Source organism: Streptomyces sp. NPDC050528 (assembly GCF_044457795.1).
Taxonomy (GTDB): domain Bacteria; phylum Actinomycetota; class Actinomycetes; order Streptomycetales; family Streptomycetaceae; genus Streptomyces.
In genome coordinates this window covers 96904-114389 of the sequence record NZ_JBITHH010000003.1, presented here as the reverse complement: position 1 = coordinate 114389, position 17486 = coordinate 96904, and the positions used below count along the sequence as shown (strand labels likewise).

The 17486-nt window shown below is 70.4% G+C and carries 16 protein-coding genes; 8 read left to right on the top strand and 8 right to left on the bottom strand.

Translation table 11 applies throughout. The features are described from left to right. Positions 1-1116, bottom strand: a complete 1116-nt coding sequence (locus ACIBK4_RS11890) for a PP2C family protein-serine/threonine phosphatase (protein ID WP_398994497.1) — start codon at positions 1114-1116, stop codon at positions 1-3. Between the two features lie 44 nt (positions 1117-1160). Then, positions 1161-2363, bottom strand: a complete 1203-nt coding sequence (locus ACIBK4_RS11885) for a glycoside hydrolase family 64 protein (protein WP_398994496.1) — start codon at positions 2361-2363, stop codon at positions 1161-1163. A 351-nt stretch (positions 2364-2714) separates the two neighbouring features. Here ACIBK4_RS11885 and ACIBK4_RS11880 point away from each other — a divergent pair, with 351 nt between their 5' ends. From ACIBK4_RS11880 to ACIBK4_RS11870, 3 genes are all read left to right on the top strand, one after another. Continuing rightward, complete coding sequence (locus ACIBK4_RS11880; RefSeq protein WP_398994495.1) at positions 2715-5132, top strand: GH92 family glycosyl hydrolase; 2418 nt, start codon at positions 2715-2717, stop codon at positions 5130-5132. 226 nt (positions 5133-5358) lie between these two features. Further along, positions 5359-6249 (top strand): GNAT family N-acetyltransferase, encoded by an 891-nt coding sequence (locus ACIBK4_RS11875; RefSeq protein ID WP_398994494.1) that lies wholly within the window; start codon positions 5359-5361, stop codon positions 6247-6249. Positions 6250-6388: 139 nt separating this feature from the next. Further along, the gene (locus ACIBK4_RS11870) at positions 6389-6733 is read left to right on the top strand and encodes a hypothetical protein (RefSeq protein WP_398994493.1); all 345 of its coding nucleotides are present in this window, start codon (positions 6389-6391) and stop codon (positions 6731-6733) included. 51 nt (positions 6734-6784) lie between these two features. On the opposite strand, the gene ACIBK4_RS11865 is transcribed toward ACIBK4_RS11870, so the two are convergent. The 3 genes from ACIBK4_RS11865 to ACIBK4_RS11855 form a co-directional block, all read right to left on the bottom strand. Then, positions 6785-7672: a Gfo/Idh/MocA family protein gene (locus ACIBK4_RS11865; RefSeq protein ID WP_398994492.1), complete on the bottom strand. Its 888-nt coding sequence runs from the start codon at positions 7670-7672 to the stop codon at positions 6785-6787. 127 nt (positions 7673-7799) lie between these two features. Next, positions 7800-8735 carry an NAD(P)-dependent oxidoreductase gene (locus ACIBK4_RS11860; protein WP_398994491.1) on the bottom strand — a complete coding sequence of 312 codons (936 nt, stop codon included), beginning with the start codon at positions 8733-8735 and terminating at the stop codon, positions 7800-7802. Continuing rightward, positions 8732-9436, bottom strand: coding sequence for an SDR family NAD(P)-dependent oxidoreductase (locus ACIBK4_RS11855; protein ID WP_398994490.1), 705 nt, complete (start codon positions 9434-9436; stop codon positions 8732-8734). Before ACIBK4_RS11855 ends, ACIBK4_RS11860 begins: the two co-directional genes overlap by 4 nt. Positions 9437-9552: 116 nt before the next feature. Here ACIBK4_RS11855 and ACIBK4_RS11850 point away from each other — a divergent pair, with 116 nt between their 5' ends. Further along, positions 9553-10452, top strand: coding sequence for a LysR family transcriptional regulator (locus ACIBK4_RS11850; RefSeq protein ID WP_398994489.1), 900 nt, complete (start codon positions 9553-9555; stop codon positions 10450-10452). Positions 10453-10616: 164 nt separating this feature from the next. Here the strand turns inward: ACIBK4_RS11850 and ACIBK4_RS11845 are convergent, their stop codons facing one another. Together ACIBK4_RS11845 and ACIBK4_RS11840 are read right to left on the bottom strand one after the other, a co-directional pair. Next, positions 10617-11807 carry a GDSL-type esterase/lipase family protein gene (locus ACIBK4_RS11845; protein WP_398994488.1) on the bottom strand — a complete coding sequence of 397 codons (1191 nt, stop codon included), beginning with the start codon at positions 11805-11807 and terminating at the stop codon, positions 10617-10619. Between the two features lie 139 nt (positions 11808-11946). After that, positions 11947-12522: a TetR/AcrR family transcriptional regulator gene (locus ACIBK4_RS11840; protein WP_398994487.1), complete on the bottom strand. Its 576-nt coding sequence runs from the start codon at positions 12520-12522 to the stop codon at positions 11947-11949. Between the two features lie 293 nt (positions 12523-12815). Between ACIBK4_RS11840 and ACIBK4_RS11835 the strand changes: the two genes are divergently transcribed. The 3 genes from ACIBK4_RS11835 to ACIBK4_RS11825 all read left to right on the top strand — a co-directional run bounded on the left by ACIBK4_RS11835 (position 12816) and on the right by ACIBK4_RS11825 (position 15900). Beyond that, positions 12816-13673 carry an aldo/keto reductase gene (locus tag ACIBK4_RS11835; protein WP_398994485.1) on the top strand — a complete coding sequence of 286 codons (858 nt, stop codon included), beginning with the start codon at positions 12816-12818 and terminating at the stop codon, positions 13671-13673. Positions 13674-13780: 107 nt separating this feature from the next. Further along, the gene (locus ACIBK4_RS11830; protein WP_398994484.1) at positions 13781-15550 is read left to right on the top strand and encodes an ABC transporter ATP-binding protein; all 1770 of its coding nucleotides are present in this window, start codon (positions 13781-13783) and stop codon (positions 15548-15550) included. A 107-nt stretch (positions 15551-15657) separates the two neighbouring features. Next, complete coding sequence (locus ACIBK4_RS11825; protein WP_398994483.1) at positions 15658-15900, top strand: DUF5133 domain-containing protein; 243 nt, start codon at positions 15658-15660, stop codon at positions 15898-15900. Between the two features lie 5 nt (positions 15901-15905). Here the strand turns inward: ACIBK4_RS11825 and ACIBK4_RS11820 are convergent, their stop codons facing one another. Then, complete coding sequence (locus ACIBK4_RS11820; protein ID WP_398994482.1) at positions 15906-16874, bottom strand: GlxA family transcriptional regulator; 969 nt, start codon at positions 16872-16874, stop codon at positions 15906-15908. Positions 16875-17018: 144 nt separating this feature from the next. Here ACIBK4_RS11820 and ACIBK4_RS11815 point away from each other — a divergent pair, with 144 nt between their 5' ends. Beyond that, on the top strand, positions 17019-17486 hold the full coding sequence (locus ACIBK4_RS11815) for a hypothetical protein (RefSeq protein WP_398994481.1): 468 nt from the start codon (positions 17019-17021) through the stop codon (positions 17484-17486).

Below are 17486 nucleotides of genomic sequence, written 5' to 3'. Positions count from 1 at the left end.
TCAACTCCCGTACTGCACCTGGGGTGTGAGCACCAGCATCGTCACATCGTCCCGGATCTCCGGGGAGTGCCGCAGCAGGTCGGCCCACACCCGCTCCGCCATCAACGCCGGGTCGTCGTCGGCGAGTTGGACCAGCCGCTCGGCGAAGGGATAGAAGGAACCGCCCGTGTCCCGCGCCTCCCACACCCCGTCGGAGGCGAGGAACAGCCGGTCCCCAGGCCGCAGTTGGAGGGTCGCCCCGCTCAGCGGACCGGCGTCGGACAGCCCGAGACCGAGCGGCGTCCACGCCTCGACGTCGATCTCGGTGACCCGGCCGCCGCGCAGCAGTACGGGCGCCGGATGCCCGCAGGCCACGATCCGCACCGCATCCGCGTCCGCCGTGAACTCCAGCAGTACCGCCGTGGCGAACAGCTCCGCGTGCGCAGACCGCGCCGAGTCCACCACCAGTCGTCGGTCCAGCCGCCCCGCGACCGCCTCCAGGTCCGGCAGATCGAGCACCGCCTCCCGGAACGCCCCCAGCAACGACGCCACCGTGGCGACGGCCGACAGCCCGTGCCCCTGCACATCGCCCATGACCGCCCGCACGCCGTACGGCCCGTCCCGCACGTCGAAGAAGTCCCCGCCGACCAGCGTCCCGCGCTGCGCCGCCCGGTACAGCCCCACGCACCCCACCGGCCCCACTCGTTCCGGCAAGGGCGGCACAACGGCCCGCTGCGCCGCCTCGGCGACCGTGCGCTCCAGATCGAGCTGGGCATCCCGGCGACTGCGCACGAAGGACACGAACACGCTCAGCACCGCGACGAACAGCACGGTCAGCAGATCGGTCTCACCGGGATCGTTGAGATGGAACGCCGGGATGGTCAGCAGGCCGACCGTGGCGGCGCCCATCAGCGCGGTCGCGAGCGGACCGTAGGACAGCCCCGCCAGCGGCGGGATGGCACCCAGCAGAAAGCCGATGTCGAGCGAGTGCGGGCTGACCAGTGTCGCCACGCCCACCCCCAACACCAGCGCCCCCGGCAGCACCCGCACCCACCGCGGCGCCGGCGCGCCCCGAAGCCACCCCCGCCGGGCCGGCTCCCGCTCCCGGCGGAACGACGGAACGCGCACCTTTCCCACACCACCACGCTCCTACGGCGGGACCCGCCCCGCACGCCGAGCGGCTAGAACGGCGTGAGCGTCAGCCGTATCCCCGTGGGTGCCGTGTCCTGGACGTACGACGCGAAGTCCGCCACGTCGTCGAAGGCGAAGCCGTAGGCCTTGCCGTCGGCGGTGGCCGCGTGGATGGCCTTCGCGTAGTGGTTCGTGAGGTCGGTGGCGTAGAAACTCGACGCGTCGGTGGTCGGCTGGGCGGGGTTCGACAGGAGCGTCGAGCGGTTGAAACCGGCGCCGAGCACGGCAGCGACGGGGCCCGTGGTGCCGTCGTTCGGGGCGGCCAGGTTGCCGTCGCAGAACAGCACGTCACGGGTCGACGGCTTGGCGAACGAGACCGAGGCCGGTCCGGTGAAGGTGAACTGGCCGGCGCGCACCCGCCCCGTGAAGGCGCCCGCGTTCGTTGTGACGGTGAGGTCCTTGCCCGTGTACGTGCTCCACACCTCGTCGATGTACGGCGCGAAGTAGTCCGCCGCGAACAGGCCCGCGTCCAGCCCGTGCCCCGGCGCGATGACCCGCGTGTCGCTCACGATGAGCGGGGCGAACGCCTCGACCTTCCGTACGGCGTCGAACACCGACGCCCGGCCGCCGTCGCGCAGGGTGCCCGTCGTCTGGTCCTGGGCGCCGGTCAGCCGGATGCTCAGGGGCACGCTGAACATGTCGACCATCGTCGTGTTGCAGAACATGCCGGACGCGTTGTGCGTGAACTCGGCGCAGTCGTGCAGCACTCCGTAGTTGGGGTCGGAGGTCACCCAGCCGGCCGGGTACTGGAGGGCCGGGTTGCCGTTGCCGTCCGCCACGGCCTTGAACTTGAGCTTCGCGCCGAGCGAGACGTAGACGCGGCCCGACAGGTACGGGAGCGAAATCGTCGTCTCCGCACCGGAGTTGAGGCTGATCGCGTAGTCGGTGAAGCCGTCCGCGCCGTTGTCGGAGAGCGCGATCGGCGCGATCGTCCCGTCGGGGGTGACCCGCACCTGCTTGCCGTCCACGTTGCCCACGATGTAGACGTGCACGTTCGCGTTGTCGAACGAGCCGCTGTTGTTGACCAGCGTCAGCGGAAGCGCGCCGGCCTCAAGTGCGCTGGTCTCCATGGACTTGGTGTCCGCGAGGGCGTGCGGGGCGAGCGCCGCGACGGCGGGGGCGGCCATCGCCGCGCCGCCGAGGGCGAAGAGGAGCTTGCGGCGACCGAGCGTGCGCTGGTGACGGGGAGTCATGTGGGGGGACCTCCGGGCGAGTCGGGCTGTTCGGAGCGAACGGTGCCGACGCTTTGAGAGCGCTCTCACAGCGTGCGTCGGCACCGCCGCCGGGGCCCGATGTTACGCAGGACCACGGGCTGGGCCAATGGTTCTGCGGGAAGGTGTCACCGCGCTGACCTGCACAGACGCGGTGAGATGGGTGGCTTAACCCCCACTTAAGGGCCGCTTAAGCGCCCGACGAAGCGTTCACCCGTGCTTCATCACCCGTATCCGGGCGCCTCTTCCCTCCCATCGCGCGGCCTCCTAGCCTCACCACGCCCCCTGTCTTTCTCCGTCCCCATGTCCCTTCCCCGAAAGGCGACTTGACGCATGCGTCACCAACTCCTCGGCACGGCAAGACGGTTCGGTGTCGGAGTCGCGGCCGTGGCGGTCACCTCCGCGCTCGCCGCGTCCGCCCCGCTCCCCGCCGTCGCGGCGACCGACCCGTCCGTCCGGCCGTCCTCGCTCGTGGACCCGCTGATCGGCTCCAGCAACGGCGGCAACACCTACCCCGGCGCCACCCTCCCGTACGGCATGATCGCCTGGTCCCCGACCAGCACCACCGGCGACCAGACCAGCACGGGCGCCGCCAATGGGTACGAGTACGGCGCCACCCGCATCCGCGGCCTGAGCCTCACCCATGTCAACGGCGCCGGCTGCAACCCGGGCGCGGCGGGCGACGTACCGATCATGCCGTTCGTCGGCGACGTCACCTCGTCCCCCTCGGCCGACACCAAGGACGCCGTGTACGCGTCCAACTTCTCGCACGCCGACGAGAAGGCCACCCCCGGCCGCTACACCCTCGGCCTCGCCTCCGGCGCCACCGCCGACCTGGCCGTCAGCAAGCGCGCCGGAGTCGCCGACTTCACGTTCCCCGCCGACCGCCCGGCGAACCTGCTCTTCCGCGTCTCCAACTCCCTCAACGGCAGCCAGGACGCCCACGTCGACATCGACACCGCCCACCAGAAGGTGACCGGCTGGGTCTACACGGGAGCCTTCTGCGGCCGCCGCGCCAACGGCGGCGTCAACAACCGCAAGAGCTACTACAAGCTCTACTTCAGCGCCTCCTTCGACCGCGCCTTCTCCTCGGTCGGCACCTGGCACGACAGCACGGTCTCGCCCGGTTCGACGACCGCCTCCGGAGGCGAGGGATACGCCACCGGCGCCGACCGCGCGGGCCGCGGTTCCGGCGGCTGGGTCGGCTTCGACACCAGTTCTGACAACGATGTCCGCATGCGGATCGGCATCTCCTACGTCAGCCTCGGGGGCGCCGAGTCCAACCTGCGCCAGGAGATCGCCCCGCACGCACGCGTGGCCGACGTCGCCGAAGCGGGCGCCCGCGCGTGGGACCGCGAACTGAGCACCGTACGCGTCGACGGCGGCACAGCGGCACGCCGGCAGACCTTCTACACGGCGCTGTACCACGCCCTCATGCAGCCCAACCTGATCAGCGACGAGGACGGCCGCTACTGGGGCATGGATCAAGCCGTGCATCGCCTCGCGCGCGGACAGCGGGCGCAGTACAGCAACTTCTCCGGCTGGGACCAGTACCGCGCCCAGATACAGCTCCTCGCCCTCCTCAAGCCCACCGTCGCGGGCGACTTCGCGCAGTCGCTCTACAACTTCGCGAAGCAGAACGGCGGAATCTGGGACCGCTGGGTGCACATCAGCGGCGCCACCCACGTCATGACCGGCGACCCGACCGCCGCGACCCTGGCCACCTTCTACGCCATGGGCGTCCGCAACTTCGACTACCAGGGCGCCTTCGACTCCCTCGTCCACCAGGCCACCGTCCCCAACCCGGACGAACTCTCGGACGCCGGCTGCCCCGGCCAGTGCGTGGGCCAACGCCCCAACCTCGCCCAGTACATGACCTCCCACTACGCCGCCCAGGACGCCTGCCACTGCTGGGGCGGCGCCGCCGAGACCCTGGAGGACGCCGTCGCCGACTCCGCCCTCGGTCAGTGGGCGAAGCTGCTGGGCCGTACCGCCGAGGCGAAGACCTTCACCGAGCGGGGCGCCTACTGGCGGAACGTCTTCAACCCCGCCACCGGCTACATCCAGGCCCGCAACCTCGACGGCTCCTGGGTGGGTCCGTTCAACCCGGCGAGCGATCAGGGCTTCGCGCAGGGCTCGGCCGCCGCGTACGTCTGGATGGTCCCGCAGGACGTCCAGGGACTGGCCGAGGCGATGGGCGGTCGTGAGGCGGCCGCCACCCGGCTCGACGGCTTCTTCCACACCGCCGACGGCGCCTGGTCGGTCCGGGGCGGCGACGCCCTGCGCTACGACCCGACCAACGAGCCCGACATCCACGCCCCTTGGCTCTACGACTCCCTCGGCCAGCCCTGGAAGACCCAGGCGACGGTCCGCCAGATCCTCGACACGGCCTACGGAACCGGCCCCAAGGGCCTGCCCGGCAACGACGACCTCGGCACCATGTCCGCCTGGTACGTCCTCTCCGCCCTCGGCATCTATCCGCGCACCCCGGGCAGTGCCGACCTGCTGCTCGGCGCACCGCTCTTCCCGAAGGCGGTAGTCGACCGTCCCGGCCGCACGGACATCGTCATCACCGCGCCCGACGCCGACGACACCCACCAGTACGTCGACGCCGTACGCCTCGACGGACGTGACCTCACGCGCGCGTGGACCGGCGCCGGCCTGACCCTCAAGGGCGGCAGGCTGGACTTCCGGCTCGCGACCGAACCCAACACGAGCTGGGCGACCGACCCGGGACAACTCCCCAAGTGACGCACACCGGCCCGGCGGAGTCCCGCTCCGCCGGGCCGGCCCGGATATTCGTTGGACGGGTACGAGATCAACCCCCTACCGTGTGCGTGCACGCCCTGAGACCAGCGGAAGGAGGCGAGTGCCATGAGGCTCACAACACCCCAGCGCTCCCTCCCCGTTGACCCGGTGTGCCCCATGTGACCTGACCGGGAGCGCTCCACGCAGTACCCCTCCCGGAGGAAACACCATGACCGATCTGGTCATTCGCGCGCTCGACGAGAGCGACGCCCATCTTTTCGACACCCTTCCCGACTCGATCGGCGCCCGCGCCGCACACCGGCTGACGACCTGGCGGCCCGACTGGCAGCGGGTGGCCCTGCGCGACGGCACGGTCGTCGCCCGCGCCGCCTGGTGGGGCGGCCCGAACGACACCGAACCCCTCACCGTCAACTGCTTCGACGTGATCGAGGGCGAGGCGGCGGCGGGGGCCGAACTCCTGCGCAGCGCCCCCTGGCGCGTCGGCGCGGAACTGAACCTCCCTGTCGGCTGGCGCGACAACCCCGAGATCCGCGCCGCCGCCGAGACCCGCTTCGCCGCCCTGCGCGCGGCCGGCTACGACCTCCTGGTCGAGCGTTTCATCTACCGGTGGACCCCGGAGTGCGGCCTCCCCGAACGCCCCGGACGACTCGTCCTCGCCCCCGAACCGGACGACGAGGTGTTCGTCGACGCGCTGCGTCGCATCCACTCCGTCACCCTCGACGCGCATGCCCAACAGGCCATCCGAGAAGGGGGAGTTGAGAAGGCCGCACAGGAGGAGATCGACTTCTTCCGCTGGTGCCCGTCCCCGCGTGAGTGGTGGCAGGTCGCCCGCACCCCTGAAGGAGACCTCGCGGGCATCCACATCCCGGCCCGCAATCCGTCGGGCCCGTGCATCGGCTTCATCGGCGTCGTACCGGAACAGCGCGGCCACGGCTACGCCCGTGACCTGCTGGCCGAGTGCACGCACTATCTCGTCGAGCGGGGCGCCGAGTTCATCGCCGCGGCCACGGACCAGGGCAACTTCCCGATGGCCGCGCACTTCGCCAAGGTCGGCTATCCGGTCATCCGGGAGCGCGCCAACTTCCATTTCGTCGAGTAGGCGCATCGGTCGGTAGACGGGTAACACCAGTCGGCCCGACCCGGCTCATGATCCGGGTCGGGCCGACTGTCAGTGCCGGGTGCCATGCTGGCGGCAGGTCGATCTACGGCCGGTCGGTCCACGGTGGGACGGAGGCGCGATGGGGTTCGTGGGCGAGGTCTGGCAGGTGCGCAGGGGCGAGGAGTCGGTCGGGGAGATCCTCATCGAGGACGCCGACTTCCCTTGGCTGTCGGGCAAGTTCACCGCCGGTGCGGCCTTCGAGGACGTACGGGAGCTGTTCGCGCGGGAGCTCGCCCTGGCGCAGGGGGACGCCGACTGGCAGCGGTGGGAGGAGGCCTACGACGAGATCAGCCGCCAGGTGACGCTGACCTCGCCGGACGGGCCCGTGCCGGAGTTCCTGCTGCACATCGAGGGGGAGCGGGCGTGGTTCCGGTGGAGCGAGGAGCCGTTCGACGAGGACGAGGAGTCACCTGGTGGCGAGTGATCGGCGGGAGCGTCGGAGGGGGTGGCCGGCGGGAGCGGGCCGAGTGGGGGCTCAGGCAGTGCCGCCGTCCGCCATCGCCTCGGCCTCGGCCAGGATCTCGGTGACCCGCTGCCCGAAGGCCGCGTCGCACGCGTGCGGGCGACCCGTGCGGACGGCCTCGCTCAGCGCGTCGGCGGCCCGGACCAGGGCAGACACCGCATCGCCCGAGCTGTCCGGAATGCTGGTCACCCCGGCCTCGCCGCGCAGTTCGACCGTGGCTCCCGCCGCCGCGGTCGGTGCCGTGAGGCTGAGCGTCAGGGTGCTGGACGCGCCGCCCTCGTGGTCGAGGATCAACAGGGCCGTGTCACCCGGGCCCCGCACCGCGGCGGCCACCCGGCGGACATCACCGAGGACCGGCAGGAGCACGGACAGGGCATGCGGGCCCACGTCCCACAGCGCGCCCTTCTCCTGCCGCCAGGGCGAGGCCGCGAACGGGCTGTCGCTGGTGAACACCGAGCCGAGCCACTCGGCCCGAGCCGTGAACCACCCCCCGGCGGCGGCCTGTTCGGTCACCCACGCCTCGGTCTCCGGCTGGAAACGCGTGGTGAAGAACACGACCGACGCGACCCCGGCCTCCCGCACCGCGTCGACCACGGCCCGCCCCTGCTCCACGGTCGGGGCGAGCGGCTTGTCCAGCAGCAGATGCCGGCCCGCCCGCGCGGCCCGCACCGCCACCTCGGCCTGCACGGACGGCGGCAGCGCCACCGCGACGGCGTCCACGTCCGCGAACAGGGCGTCGACATCGTCGTAGGCCGGTACGCCGTACCGGTCGGCCAACTCCTTGGCGGCGTCGGGTCGGCGGCCCCACACGCCCGCGAAGTCCCACGCGTCGTGCCCACTGAGGGCGGGGGCGTGTGCCAGCTGTGCCCAAGGGCCGGTGCCGAGCAGTCCGATGCGCATGACGCTGCCTTTCCACGGTCGAACCTGGTGACGCGACCGGAGTCATTGCGACCGGCCGGTCGCCGGTGAGCGTGCCACATGAACAGGGCAGGTGCGCAAGCCCTTCCGGCCACTCGGCGCATGCTCGTCAACGGCTGGGATTCGGCTGTCCCGGCTGCCGTCGTGCCTGGGCCGTGGCGTTGTGGCGCAGGAGTTCGGCCAGGACGGAGACGCCGTCGCGGTCTTCCAGTCCGGCGGCCATCGCTTGGTCGACGAGCCTGCGGTTCGCGTCCAGTTGGGCCATGGGCGCGCCCACGGATGACGCCAGGGCGTCGATCAGCGTCAGGTCCTTGGCGACCAGCGACAGCGTCATGTGGATGGCCGCTTCGTGCGGTCGTACGAAGTTGTCGCGGTTGTAGAGCACGAAGGGGGCCGCGGCCGCGCTCTGGGTGAAGGCGTCGTAGGCGGCGGCGCGGTCGATGCCGGCGCGTTCTGCCAGAACCAGAGCTTCGGACAAGGCTGTTGCCATGGACAGCAGCAGTGAGTTGATCGCGAGCTTCATGATGTTGCCGCTGCCCGATTCCCCGAAGTGGAGGACGCGGGTGGCGAGGACGTCCATGACGGGGCGTACCTGGTCGAGTGCTTCTTTGGGACCGCCGGCCAGGAAGGTGAGTTCGCCGCGTGTGGCGAGTTCGACGGAGCCGGAGACCGGTGTGCCGAGGAGAGTGGCGCCGCGTTCGCGAACCAGCGGTGCCAGGGTGCTGACCGTCTGCGGGGCGATCGTGCTGGTCTCCAGGACGGTTGTTCCCGGCCGCAGCCCGGCCAGGATGCCGTCGGACCCCTGGTAGACCTCGCTCACCGCCGTGTCGTCCGTCAGACAGACGATGACGATGTCGGCGGAGGCGGCAGCCTCACGCGGGGTGCTCACCACGCGGGCGCCGGTCTCGGCCGCGACATCGAGGGCGCGGGCCCGGGTGCGGTTGGTCACGGTCACGCTGTGCCCTGCCCGGCGCAGGCGCACCACCATGGGGCGGCTGATGCGGCCGATGCCGATCACGGCAAGCGTGGGCAGGGCGTCCGTCATGCGTGGCCGCCGTTGAGGTCGAGGTTCACGCCGTTCGCCGCCGGGTTCTCCAGCAGGAACACGGAGCCCTCGACGATGTCCCGCATCGTGGGAATGACACCGGTCAGGATGCGGGCACGTGCCGCCTCCAGGACGGGCTGGTTGCCGGCCCAGTACGGGCTGTCGCCGACCATGCCGGGATGGATCGCGTTGACGCGGACCGGCGCGAGCTCCTTGGCCAGCGTCGCCACCAGGCCTGTCACACCGGCGTTCACAGCGGTGACCGTGGTGGAACCGGGGTAGGGCGCGTCCTTGGCCAGGCCGCCGAACAGCAGCACCGAACCGGTGGGGGAGATGCGCGACCGCAGCGCGTGGACGACCGTGGTGTAGCCGACGATCTTGGCGATCGCCAACTCTGTCGCCCCCGCGATGTCGTAGTCGGCGATCGTGTTGTTGTCGCGCCGCATGCCGGTGAGCACGATCGAGTCGACGTGCTCGATGCCGCTCAGCGCCTCCTTGAGAAGCTCGGGCTTGGCGAGATCGGCCTCAATGCCCCGCACCTGCTGGGAATCTACCTCGGTATTGATTTCCGCGGCCACTTTCTCCGCGCGGGTGCTGTCGCGGCCGGCGATGATCACGGAGGTGCCCTGCCGTGCATAAGTCGCGGCCAGTTCGCGGCCGATACCGGATGTGCCTCCGACGATTAAAACCTGCTTGCTCATGGCCAACCCTTCGTCGTACAGCGGGAGTTGCTGTCGCCGACAGCCTGGCGCAGAAGGTATATCGAGTCCAACGAAAAACATTGACAGGTGTTATCGAAGAAATCGATAATTCGCGGATGGAATTACGGCAGTTGCGCTATTTCATCACCGTGGCCGAAGAACTCAGCTTCACCCGCGCCGCGGCTCGCCTTTTCGCAGCTCAGTCGACCGTGTCGGCAGCGGTCCGCGCGCTGGAGGAGGAACTTCAGGTGTCGCTCTTCGACCGCTCGACCAGGACCGTGGCCCTGTCCTCGGCGGGCGAGCTGTTTCTGCCGGAGGCCAAGTCGGTCGTCGGGGCGGCGGAACGGGCGAGGGAAGTGGTCGGCGAGGCGTCGAGAACCCTGCGGGGCAGCCTGCGCGTCGGCACGATGACCCGCATCACGGCGCTCGACCTGCCACGCCTGGTGGGGGCCTTCCGCCAACGCCACCCCCTCGTGGACATACGGATCCAGGTCTCCGGATCCGGATCGGGCGGAATCGCCGAGGACGTGCGCCGCGGCCGCCTCGACGTCGGCGTCGTGGCCCTGCCCGCCTCCGAGGCGCACGACCTCGACCTGCGGCAGTTCGCGACGATCCCGTACGTGGTGATCCTGCCGACCGATCATCCGCTGGCGCAGCGGGAACGCATCGCGCTCAAGGACCTCGCCCACGAGAACTTCGTCTCGGGGGCGAGAGGCTTCGGGTCGCGCACGGCCATGGACCGGGCCTTCGGCGAACTCGGCATCACGCGCCGCGTGTCCGTCGAGATCACGGACATCGTCTCGGCCGCGTCGTATGTGCGAGCCATCGGTGGCGCCGCCGTCGTACCCCGTTACGAGCCGGTGGGTACGGCCGGTGTGGTGGTCAAGCCGGTGTCCGGTCCCGTGCCTTCGCTCGCCCTGTCGTTCGCCGTCCGCGCAGGCCGCGAACCGAGCCCCGCCGTCGCCGCGTTGCTGAAACTGAGCCCCAACTACACGCGCGACGACGGGACGTTCTGATCAGCCTCGACTGCTCATTCACCGGTGCGGAAAGAGTGCGGAAAGAGACCGTCCACGTCTTCGACCGGTTCTGCGGACCGCCCCCAAGTCAGGCTCAGGACCGACCAGTTGATCTACGGCGCACCGTGCCCGGCACGGCCGGTCTGAGCCGATGTACGAAAACCTCAGTCGGTCCCGATCCCTGTCCCGGTCGAGAAAGGGCCGCCCTCGCCGAACACGAGCCGCCCGAAGTTCTCGGCGATGCGCCGGTGTCCCGCCGGATCGGGATGGACCGCGTCGGGCAGCGGGAGTTCGGCGTAGTCCTGCTCGCCGTAGAGGGAACGGCCGTCGAGGTAGTGCAGGTTCGGGTCGTCGGCCGCCCGTTGCTCCACGATGCGGGCCAGTGCCTCGCGGATGACGTTGAGGGTCAGGCGTCCGAGGGGGCGTTCGGCCGGGTCGCCCGTGGCCTTGAACAGCAGGCTTCCGCCGTCGAAGTCGGGCATGAGAGGGCCGGGCGTGTCCTCCTGCACCGGGCAGAGGATCGCGGACACGACCAGGAGCGGTGTCGTCGGATGCCCCTCGCGGATGGTGTCGAGGAAACCGTGGACCGCCGGGACGAAGGCGCGCAGCCGCATCGCGTCGGCGTTGACGATGTTGATGCCGATCTTCACGCTGATCAGGTCCGCCGGGGTGTCCCGCATCGCCCGGGCGGTGAACGGGTCGAGCAGCGCACTGCCGCTGAACCCCAGGTTGACGAGCTCCACTTGACCCTCGGCTGCTGCCAGAGCGGGCCAAATGGCCGTCGGATGCGTGGCGTTGGAGCCGTGGCTGATGGAACTCCCGTGGTGCAGCCACACCTTGCGCCCGCGGTCCGGAGCCTGCTCGACCGGGGCGTCGGTGCGCAGGGCGATCAACTCGGCGGTCTCCGTGTGCGGGAGCCAGATCTCGATGTCCTTGTCACCCGCGGGCAGATCGGCGAACCGGGCGGTGCCCGGCTGCCCCTCCGTGAACTCGGAGGACTGGGTCGTCATGTCGGTGATCGTGCGCACGTTGCCGCCGGCCACCGTGGCCTGCGCGGTGAGACGGCCGTCGACCAGCAGGTCGTACACACCGTCCGCCGGGGCCGGAAACCCTTGGTAGACGCGCTTGGTGGGCAGCGTGTCCAGCTCGACCGTGGTGGCCCGGGTGCGGAAGACCAGCCGTACACCGGAGGGCTGCGCCTCGGCCACGGCGAGTTGGTCGTCGGGGAACTGCCGGCGCGCACGGGCGGGCAGCCGGTGCGGCAGCAGACCGTGCTCGGTGGTCTCCACGTCCAGGAAGCCGCGCAGCAGGTCGGTGGTGACGGGGGTGGTGATCGTGTCGTGCTCGGTGCTCATTGCCTCAACCTGTCGATCAAGATGTCCGAAAGAGGTCAGCCCCGGAACCGGAGTACGTCAGCCCCGGAATCGGGGTACGTCGGTCCCGGAACCGTGACGCGCGAGCCCTGGCGCCGGGATGCGCCGGATCAGGGGTACGTCAGTCGTGGGGCGCGGCCCGGTTCCGCAGCAGCGCGTCGAGCGAGTCCACGATCCAGGCCCAGGACTCCCGCGAGTCGGGCGCGCTGTGCTCGAAGCCGCCGGCCAGCTCCAGGCTGACGTAGCCGTGGAAGACGCCGCCCAGCATTCGAACGGCGTGCGTCTGGTCGGGCTCCTCGAGGTCGTAGCCGCGCAGGATCGCCCGGGTCATCTGCGCGTGCCGCACGCCGGCGCTGGCGGCCGCCGTCTCGGGATCGAGCCGGAACCGGGCCGCCTCGTACCGGCCGGGGTGCTCCCGGGCGTAGTCGCGATAGGCGTCCGCGAAGGCGGCCAGCGCGTCCTTGCCGGCCCGTCCGGCCAGCGCGTCGGAGACCCGGTCGGCGAGTTCCTCCAGCGCCAACAGGGCGATCCTGGTCTTGAGTTCGTGGGAGTTCTTCAGATGCGAGTACAGACTCGCGACCTTGACGTCAAACCGCCGGGCGAGCGCCGAGACGGTCACCCGCTCGAAGCCGACCTCGTCGGCCAGCTCCGCCCCCGCGACGGTCAGCCGCTCCGGCGTCAGCCCTGCTCTGGGCATAACCTTCCTCCCATTCGACGAAAGTCATTATGTATTTGCCTAAATGGTTTAGGCAAGCCCTCTCGCCACCGCCCCCCTCGGCCGCTGCCCTGGGCAGCCCCCGTCGAGCCGTGCCCGTCGAGCTCGTCCCGATTGAGCAGTCCCGCTGCTGGATCCGTTCGATTTCTTCTATTGGACCTGCGGACCCGGGCCGGGGAGGGTGGAGGCTGCGTCCTGCCTGTCGTGGCCGAGATCCGGCTCCGGCGGTGCGGGACGGCACGGTTCCGCGTGACAGCCGGAGGAGGAGCACCAGCATGGACACCCGCCGTATCGGTGACGTCGAGGTCAGTGCGATCGGCCTGGGCGGTATGCCCATGTCGATCGAGGGGCGGCCGGACGAGGAACGCTCCCTCGCGACCATCCACGCCGCGCTCGACGCGGGCGTGACGCTGATCGACACCGCGGACGCCTACCACCAGTTCGCCGACGAGGTCGGGCACAACGAGACCCTGATCGCCAAGGCCCTCGCCTCCCACGACCGGGGCGCCGACGTCCTGGTCGCGACCAAGGGCGGCCATCTGCGCCCCGGCGACGGCAGTTGGACCCTGAACGGCAGCCCCGCGTACCTGAAGGAGGCCTGCGAGGCGTCCCTGCGCCGGCTCGGCGTGGAGGCCATCGGGCTCTACCAGTTCCACCGCCCCGACCCGACGGTCCCGTACGCCGAATCGGTGGGCGCGGTACGGGAGTTGCTCGACGAGGGCAAGATCCGCATGGCCGGTATCTCGAATGCGGACCCGGAGCAGATCCGGCTGGCGAACGAGATCCTCGACGGCCGGCTGGTCTCCGTGCAGAACCAGTTCTCCCCGGCGTTCCGTTCCAGCGAGCCGGAGCTGGACCTCTGCGACGAACTCGGCATCGCGTTCCTGCCCTGGAGCCCCCTCGGCGGCATCGCCCGCGCCGGTGAACTCGGCTCCGCCTACGCGCCGTTCGCCACCATCGCCGAGAAGCACGGTGTCAGCCCGCAGCGCGTGTGCCTGGCCTGGATGCTCGCCAAGTCCCCGGTCGTCGTACCGATCCCGGGCGCCAGCCGCCCCGAGACGATCCGCGACTCGGCCGCCGCTCCCGAACTCACCCTCTCCGCCGAGGAGATCGCGGAGCTGGACGCCGTTTGAGAAGACCCTGATGTCTGAGGTGTAGTAGGGGCGGGCAAGGGCAGAAAGCGCTTGCCCGCCGCCTGGCCACAGGGGGCTGTCCGGTCACAGGGGGAGGACCACCACCGATGGCATCGACCACGGAGAAACCGCTCGACCACCGCTACCGCGACGAACACCCGATCGGCACCCTGGCCTACCTGTTCCGGGCCGACCGCAGGCAACTGGCCCTGGCCGTCGTCGTGTTCACGGTCAAGCACAGCCCCATCTGGCTGCTCCCGCTGATCACCGCGTCCATCATCGACACCGTCGTCCAGCACCAGCCGGTCAGCAGACTCTGGACGAGTACCGGCATCATCCTGTTCATCCTGCTGATCAACTACCCCCTGCACGTGCTCTACGTCCGCCTCCTCTACGGCAGCGTCCGCCGTATGGGCACCGATCTGCGCTCGGCGCTGTGCACCCGCATGCAGCAGCTCTCCATCGGCTACCACTCCCGGGTCAGCGCCGCGGTGCTGCAGGCCAAGGTCGTGCGCGACGTGGAGACCGTCGAGCAGATGGTCCAGCAGACCGCCGAGACCGGGCTCGGCGCGATCACCGTGCTCACCGGCGGCCTGGTCATCATCGGCTTCCGCACACCGGAGTTCGTGCCCGTCTTCATCGTCGTCGTACCGGTCGCCGCGCTGCTCGTCTCCCGGCTGCGGGCCCGACTGCGCACCCACAACGAGCACTTCCGCCACGAGGTCGAGACCCTCTCCTCGCGCGTGACGGAGATGACCCGCCTCATCCCGGTCACCCGCGCCCACGGCCTGGAGGGCAAGGCCCTGCGCCGCATGGACGGCACCCTGCGCCGACTCCTCACCTCCGGAAACCGCCTCGACCTCCTCAACGGCCGCTTCGGCTCGCTCGCCTGGGTCGTCCTCAACGTCGTCGGCGTCCTCGTCCTCGCCGGCGCGGCTCTGGTGTCGTACTACGGCGTCTGGGGCGTCACCGCCGGAGACGTCGTGATGCTGAGCGCCTTCCTGACCACGCTCACCAACTCCACCACGACCCTCACGGGCCTCGCCCCGGTCATCACCAAGGGCCTGGAATCCGTCCGTTCGGTCGGCGAGGTGCTCCAGGCCCCGGAGTTGGAGGACAACGAGGGCAGGACGCAGGTCACCGAGGTGCGCGGAGCCGTCACCTTCCAGCACGTCGGCCACACCTACGACGAGCAACTCCGGCCCGCCGTCCACGACTTCACCCTCACCGTCGCACCCGGTGAGACGGTCGCCCTCGTCGGCGCGTCCGGCGCCGGCAAGTCCACCGTGCTCAACCTCGTCATCGGCTTCATCCGCCCCACCACCGGCCAACTCCTGCTCGACGGCACCGACATGAACACCCTCGACCTGCGCACCTACCGCCGCTTCGTCTCGGTCGTCCCCCAGGAGTCGATCCTCTTCGACGGCACGATCCACGACAACGTGGCCTACGGCATGGACGACGCCGACGAGGAGACGGTGCGCGCGGCGCTGCGGGACGCCAACGCCCTTGAGTTCGTGGAGAAGTTGCCGCAAGGAGTGGACACCCTGGTCGGTGAGCGCGGAGCCCGGCTCTCCGGCGGCCAGCGTCAACGCCTCGCCATCGCACGGGCGTTGATCCGCGACCCCAAGGTACTCGTCCTGGACGAGGCGACCTCGGCGCTGGACACCCGCTCGGAGGCCCTCGTCCAGCAGGCGCTCGCCCGGCTGCTGCGCGGCCGTACGACCTTCGTCGTGGCCCACCGGCTGTCCACCGTCCGGGGCGCCGACCGGATCGTCGTGATGGGCGACGGGGAGATCCTGGAGGTCGGCACGCACGACGAACTCCTTCGCCGGGGCGGGGCGTACACGGCACTGCACAGCGGGCAGGTCGCCTGACCGCAGGTCGACAACGTTGTGTCAAGGGCGCGCCGGTGTGTCGTATTCGTGCGCTTGGCACGGCGCCGGCCGGGCACACGGAGGGAAAATCGAGAAAGGGGCGCTCCGTGCTCGTGCCGGACCCGAAGGCCGTCAGGAAACTGCTCACCCGGTACGCGGCGCTGCGTATCTCCCAGGCGGAGAGGCAACGCCCGCAGGCGGCCTCCGAGTTGAACGACGTCGTCTACACCCTCTGCGTGATGATGGGCACCACCGGCATCCGGGAGGCCATCGTCAAGGCGGACGCCCTGCTGGCGGCGGCGCGCAGCACCCCGAAGAGCGTGGTCGCGGACGGCCGAGCTGCCGCGTAGGGCTGTCAGGCCGGGGTCGCCTCGGCGACCGGCCTGCCGTGGAACGCCGAGCGGTACGCCTGCGGACTGGTGCCGACCACCCGGCGGAAGCGTTCCCGGAACGCGGTGGGGGAGCCGAACCCGGCCTGCTGGGCGATGCGTTCGACGGTGTGGTCGCTGTTCTCCAACAGATACTGAGCCCGTCGCACGCGGGCCCGCAGCAGCCACTGAAGTGGTGTGCTGCCCGTCTGTTCGCGGAAACGGCGGCTGAACGTCCGCTCGCTCATGCCCGATCGCGAAGCCAGCGTCCCGAGCGTGACCTCGTGGGAGAGGTTGTCCTCGATCCACTGGAGAAGCGGTTCGAGGGTCGAGCCCTGCGGGACGGGCGGGTGCTCGTGGACGATGAACTGCGCCTGCCCACCCTCGCGTTCGAGCGGCATGACCGACAGCCGGGCCGCGTCCGCGGCGACCGCCGAGCCGTAGTCGCGCCGGATGAGGTGCAGACACAGGTCGAGCCCGGCGGCGGCCCCGGCCGAGGTGAGGATCTGCCCGTTGTCGACGTACAGCACGTCCGGTTGCACCTCGACCAACGGGTAGGTGCGGGCCAGCAGTTCGGCGGCGACCCAGTGCGTGGTGGCGCGCAGCCCGTCCAGCAGTCCGGCCTCCGCGAGCACGAAGGCACCCACGCAGATGGACACGATCCGGGTACCGGCCGCTGCCGCCTCCCGCAGTGCCGCCAGCACCCGTGCTGACGGCGGCGCGGCCCGCTCCGAACGGCCCGGGACAATGATGGTGTCGGCGTCCGCCAGCGCTTCGAGCCCGTGGTCGACCCGCAGCGCGAACCCGTCCGTCCGCACCTCCGGCGTCTCGCCGCACACCCGCACCCGGTAGGCGCTGCGGCCGTCCGGCAGCCGGGTACGGCCGAACACCTCCATCGGTGTCGCCATGTCGAACGGCACCACATGATCGAGAACGAGGATCGCGACGGTGTGCATGAACACCACGATAGGCCGATTCCCGCCAAGGCCGTGACAGGGCCTTCTGCCACAGTCACCCGGTGAGGGGCGGTGGCGAGAATCCGTTGGAAGCTGTCGTTTCAGCCTCTGTGCCCGCGCGCCGGACGTCCCTAGCCTGGGCCGGTGACCAAGATCCTTCTCACTCTGCACGTCCTGGCCGCCATCGTCGCGGTCGGCCCCGTCACCGTCGCCGCCAGCATGTTCCCACCGGCGGCCCGCCGCGCTCTCACGGGCCCGGACGGACCGGACGCGGGCGTGACGACCGTACGACTGCTGCACCGCATCTGCCGTCTCTACGGCGCGGTCGGGCTGGCGGTGCCCCTCTTCGGCTTCGCGACCGCCTCCGCCATGGGCGTCCTGGGCAGCGGCTGGCTCATCGCCTCCATCACCCTCACCGCGGTGGCGGCCGGCATCCTGATCGCCTTCGTGCTGCCCCGCCAGGACGAACTCCTGGAGCAACTCGGCGCACAGCAGGCCGTGGAGCGTTCCGGGACCGTTCAACTCGCCATGTTCACCGGCATCTTCAACCTGCTGTGGGCCACCGTCACCGTCCTCATGATCATTCGCCCGGGTTCGACCACCGGCGCCTGA